The 3,998-nt window shown below is 73.9% G+C and carries 5 protein-coding genes; 3 read left to right on the top strand and 2 right to left on the bottom strand.

All coding sequences use genetic code 11. The annotated features are described in order from the left end of the window. Positions 1-579, top strand: a 579-nt coding sequence (locus ACIY1X_RS25290) for an endonuclease/exonuclease/phosphatase family protein (RefSeq protein ID WP_399686141.1), incomplete at its 5' end; no start/stop codon positions are given. A gap of 30 nt (positions 580-609) precedes the next feature. Further along, positions 610-1,497, top strand: a complete 888-nt coding sequence (locus tag ACIY1X_RS25295) for a LysR family transcriptional regulator (RefSeq protein WP_399686144.1) — start codon at positions 610-612, stop codon at positions 1,495-1,497. A gap of 6 nt (positions 1,498-1,503) precedes the next feature. On the opposite strand, the gene ACIY1X_RS25300 is transcribed toward ACIY1X_RS25295, so the two are convergent. After that, entirely contained in the window at positions 1,504-2,235 is a 732-nt protein-coding gene (locus ACIY1X_RS25300; protein WP_399686146.1) for an aspartate/glutamate racemase family protein, read from the bottom strand. A gap of 104 nt (positions 2,236-2,339) precedes the next feature. Here ACIY1X_RS25300 and ACIY1X_RS25305 point away from each other — a divergent pair, with 104 nt between their 5' ends. Beyond that, on the top strand, positions 2,340-2,777 hold the full coding sequence (locus ACIY1X_RS25305; protein WP_399686148.1) for a Fur family transcriptional regulator: 438 nt from the start codon (positions 2,340-2,342) through the stop codon (positions 2,775-2,777). A 10-nt stretch (positions 2,778-2,787) separates the two neighbouring features. Here ACIY1X_RS25305 and zigA read toward each other — a convergent pair. Beyond that, the coding region (gene zigA / locus ACIY1X_RS25310; RefSeq protein WP_399686151.1) for a zinc metallochaperone GTPase ZigA at positions 2,788-3,998 on the bottom strand (1,211 nt) is incomplete at its 5' end.

The following is a 3,998-nucleotide window of genomic DNA, read 5'->3' on the forward strand; positions in this document are numbered from 1 at the left end:
CGCCTGCCGGTGCGCCGCGTGGAGCACCATCCCCTGCCCTGGCCGGCCGATGCCGGGGTGCGCTCGATGCCGCGCATGTGCACCGTCGTCACCGTCGACGCGCCGGGCCTCGGGCCGGTGCGCGTGATGACCACGCACCTGGAGTACTACTCGCCGGTGCAGCGCATGGCCCAGGCTCGCGCCCTGCGCGCGCTGCACCAGTCCGCCTGCGCGCTGGCCGCCGCGCCGCCCGCGGCCGACGAGGACGGCTCGCCCTTCCGCGCCAAGCCGCACACGCCGCACGCCGTGCTGTGCGGCGACTTCAACCTGGGCGCGTCCGAGCCGGAATACGAGGTGATCCGGCAGCCCTTCGACGCCGGCGCGGGCGAGGCCCGCCTGCACGACGCCTGGCGCGTCATGCACGGCGAAGCGCCCCACCCACCCACCTTCCGCCTGTTCGACCGCACCTACGGTCCCGACCCGGTGGCCTGCGACTTCGTCTTCCTCAGCGACGGCCTGGCACCGCGCCTGAAGTCGATCGCGGTGGACACCGCCACCCGGGTGTCGGACCACCAGCCGGTCGCCATCGAGCTGGCCTGATCCTCCGCCTCGTGCACACTGCACGGCGACATGAAGCTCAAGCACCTCGAGGTCTTCCACGCCATCATGCTCACCGGCAGCGTGAGCGCCGCCGCCCGCCTGCTGCACGTGACGCAGCCGGCCGCCACGCAGACGCTGCAGCACGCCGAGCTGCAACTGGGCTACGCCCTCTTCACCCGCCAGCGCAACCGCCTGGTGCCCACGCGCGAGGCGCAGGCCCTCTACGCGGAGGTTCAGCCGCTGATGGCGCAACTGGAGCGCGTGCGCCGCCTGGCCACTGCGCTGGGCCGCGACGAGGGCACGCCGCTGCGCATCCTGGTCGTGCCCTCGCTGGCGGTGAAGGCGCTGCCCGAGGCATTGCGGCGCTTCCGCCTGCGGCACCCGGACATGCCAGTGACCATCCGCACCCTGCACTCGCGCGAGATCGCCCAGGCCATGGTGCTGCAAGAAGGCGACATCGGCATCGTCTACGGCAGCGCGCCGCACCCCGCGCTGCACGAGGAGCCGATCGCGCGCGGCCGGCTGGTGTGCGTCTCGCGCGCCGAGCGGCCGGGCGCCGACCGCCGCGCCACCGTGGCGCTGGACGAGCTGCTGCGCAGCCCCATCATCCGCATCGACGAGCGCGACCCCATCGGCACCATGCTGGCCGAGCAGTGGTCGCGCCTGGGCGTGGCGCCCAGCGGCGGCATCACGGTGCAGACGTATCACATCGCGCTGGTGCTGGCCGAGCAGGGCTTCGGCCCGGCGATCGTCGATTCCTTCACCGCGCAGGCGCGGCAGGACGCGGCGCTGCACACGCGCACCCTGCTGCCGGAGATCGGCGTGGAGGTGCGCGCGCTGCTGCCGCAGGGCGTGCGCTCGCCGCGGCCGGTGGCCGACTTCATCAAGGCCTTCAAGGCCGTGGCCGAAGCGGCCTGAGGGTCTTCAGGCGGCCAGCGCCTCGCGCCGGCCGGCCCAGGCCACGGTGGCGCGCGCCAGCGCGGCGGTGGCGTCGATCACCGGCACGGGCGCGGTGCCGGCATCGACCACCAGCGGGATCTCGGTGCAACCCAACACCAGGGCCCGCGCGCCGCGGGCCGCCAGCGCAGCGGCCGCTTCGCCGAGCAGCCTCCGCCCGCGCCCCAGGTCGCCGGCCTTGACGGCGGCGATGCCCGGCGTGATCCATGCCTCGCGGTCGGCCGTCGTCGGCAAGCGCCAGGCGACATCCGCCGCGCGCGCCGTGTACAGGCCCGAGTCCAGCGTGGCCTCGGTCGCCAGCAGGCCCAGCGGCGCGCCCGCGCCGACGTGCCGCCGCGCCTCGGCCAGCGCCATGTCGACGATGTGCAGCATCGGCACGCCCAGCGCCGCCTGCAGCGGCTCGAACCACAGGTGCGCCGTGTTGCACGGCATCACCAGCAGCGCCGCGCCGCCGTCCACCAGGCGACGCCCGCTCTCGACCAGCGCCGGCAGCGGCGAAGCGCCCTCGCCGCGGAAGGCGGCGGTGCGGTCCGGCACCTGCGGAATGGAGCTGACCAGCAGCGGCAGGTGGTCCTGGTCGCGCGCGGCGGGCGTGGCGGCCAGCAGCTTGTGCATGAAGTCGATGGTGGCCAGCGGCCCCATGCCGCCCAGCACGCCGATGGGCGAAGGAACGGCGGCAAGACAGGGGCTGGACATCATGGCGCCATGCTAGGCCGCGGCGGCTCGGCCGGGTCATCGCGACTGGCGCAGCATCCATCAGGCCGCCTAATGGCAGGCGCCGGCCGATCGCGCAGAATGCCGCCATGCCCGGTCCACAGAGTTCGCCTGCCTTCCAGCGCGGCACGCGCCAGCGCGCGGCCATCCGCGCCGCCATCGACGCCGCCGGGCGGCCCCTGCTGCCGCAGGAGATCCTGGCGCTGGCCCAGGACGAGGTGGCCGAGCTGGGCATGGCCACCGTCTACCGCAACCTCAAGCTGCTGGTGGAGGCCGAGGAGATCCGCGTGGTGGAGCTGCCGGGCGAGGTGCCGCGCTACGAGTCGGCCCACCACTCGCACCACCACCACTTCCAGTGCCGCGCCTGCCAGCGCGTGTTCGACGTGCACGGCTGCACGGAGGACTTCGCCGGGTGGGCGCCGCGCGGCTTCCGCGTGGACGGCCACGAACTGACGCTCTACGGGCTGTGCGCCGACTGCGCCAAGCCGGCGAAGGCCGCGCGCGGCAAAACAGCGGCCCGGCGCTGATCCGTCCCGTTCAGGCGGCCGCCGACTCCCACGACGGAAACGGATCCTCGTAGCGCACCCAGGCGCGCGGCCCCGCGGCCATCTCGTCGGGCGTGAGCAGGCAGCGGTCGAGGCGGGCGCGCAAGGCCGCCTCGTCCATGCCCATGCCGATCAGCACCAGCTCCTGCCGCGCGTCGCCCACGCCGTCGATCCAGTGCGCCTCGATGATGGCGCGCGACTCGGCGTCCTGCGGCCACTGCGCGCGCGGCACGGCCGCCCACCACCAGCCCGCCGCGCCATGCCGGCAGGCGCCGCCGGCCTGCGACCACGAGCCCGCATGGCGCGGCCGGCTGGCCAGCCAGAAGAAGCCCTTGGAACGCACCACGCCCGGCCACTCCTCGTTCACCAGCGCCCAGAAGCGCTGCGGATGGAAGGGCCGCCGAGCGCGGTAGACGAAGCTGGCGATGCCGTAGGCCTCGGTCTCCGGCACGTGCTCGCCGCGCAGCTCCTTCAGCCAGCCGGGCGCTGCGGCGGCCTGCTCGAAGTCGAACAGCCCCGTGCCCAGCACCCGCTCCAGCGGCACGCGGCCGAACTCGGCCAGCTCGATGCGCGCCCGCGGGTTGAGCCGGCGCAGGATCGCCAGCAGCCGCTCCCGCTCGGCCGGGCTCACCAGGTCGGCCTTGTTGACCACCAGCACGTCGCAGAACTCCACCTGCTCGATCAGCAGGTCGACCACCGCGCGCGTGTCCTCCTCGCCCAGCGACTCGCCGCGGTCGGCCAGCGCGTCGGAAGAGCCGTAGTCGCGCAGGAAGTTGAAGGCGTCCACCACCGTCACCATGGTGTCGAGCCGGGCGACGTCCGAGAGGCTGCGGCCCTCGTCGTCCTCGAAGGTGAAGGTCTCCGCCACCGGCAGCGGCTCCGAGATGCCGGTGGACTCGATGACCAGGTGGTCGAAGCGGCGCTGCCGCGCCAGCGCCCGCACCTCCACCAGCAGGTCCTCGCGCAGCGTGCAGCAGATGCAGCCGTTGCTCATCTCGACCAGCTTCTCCTCGGTGCGCGACAGGCCGGCCCCGCCGTCGCGCACCAGCGCGGCGTCGATGTTGACCTCGCTCATGTCGTTGACGATCACCGCCACGCGGCGGCCCTCGCGGTTGTGCAGGATGTGGTTGAGCAGCGTGGTCTTGCCGGCGCCGAGGAAGCCGGACAGCACGGTGACGGGAAGGCGGTGCATCGCAGGTCCTT

Source organism: Xenophilus sp. (genome assembly GCF_044462705.1).
GTDB classification, from domain to species: domain Bacteria; phylum Pseudomonadota; class Gammaproteobacteria; order Burkholderiales; family Burkholderiaceae_C; genus Xenophilus; species Xenophilus azovorans.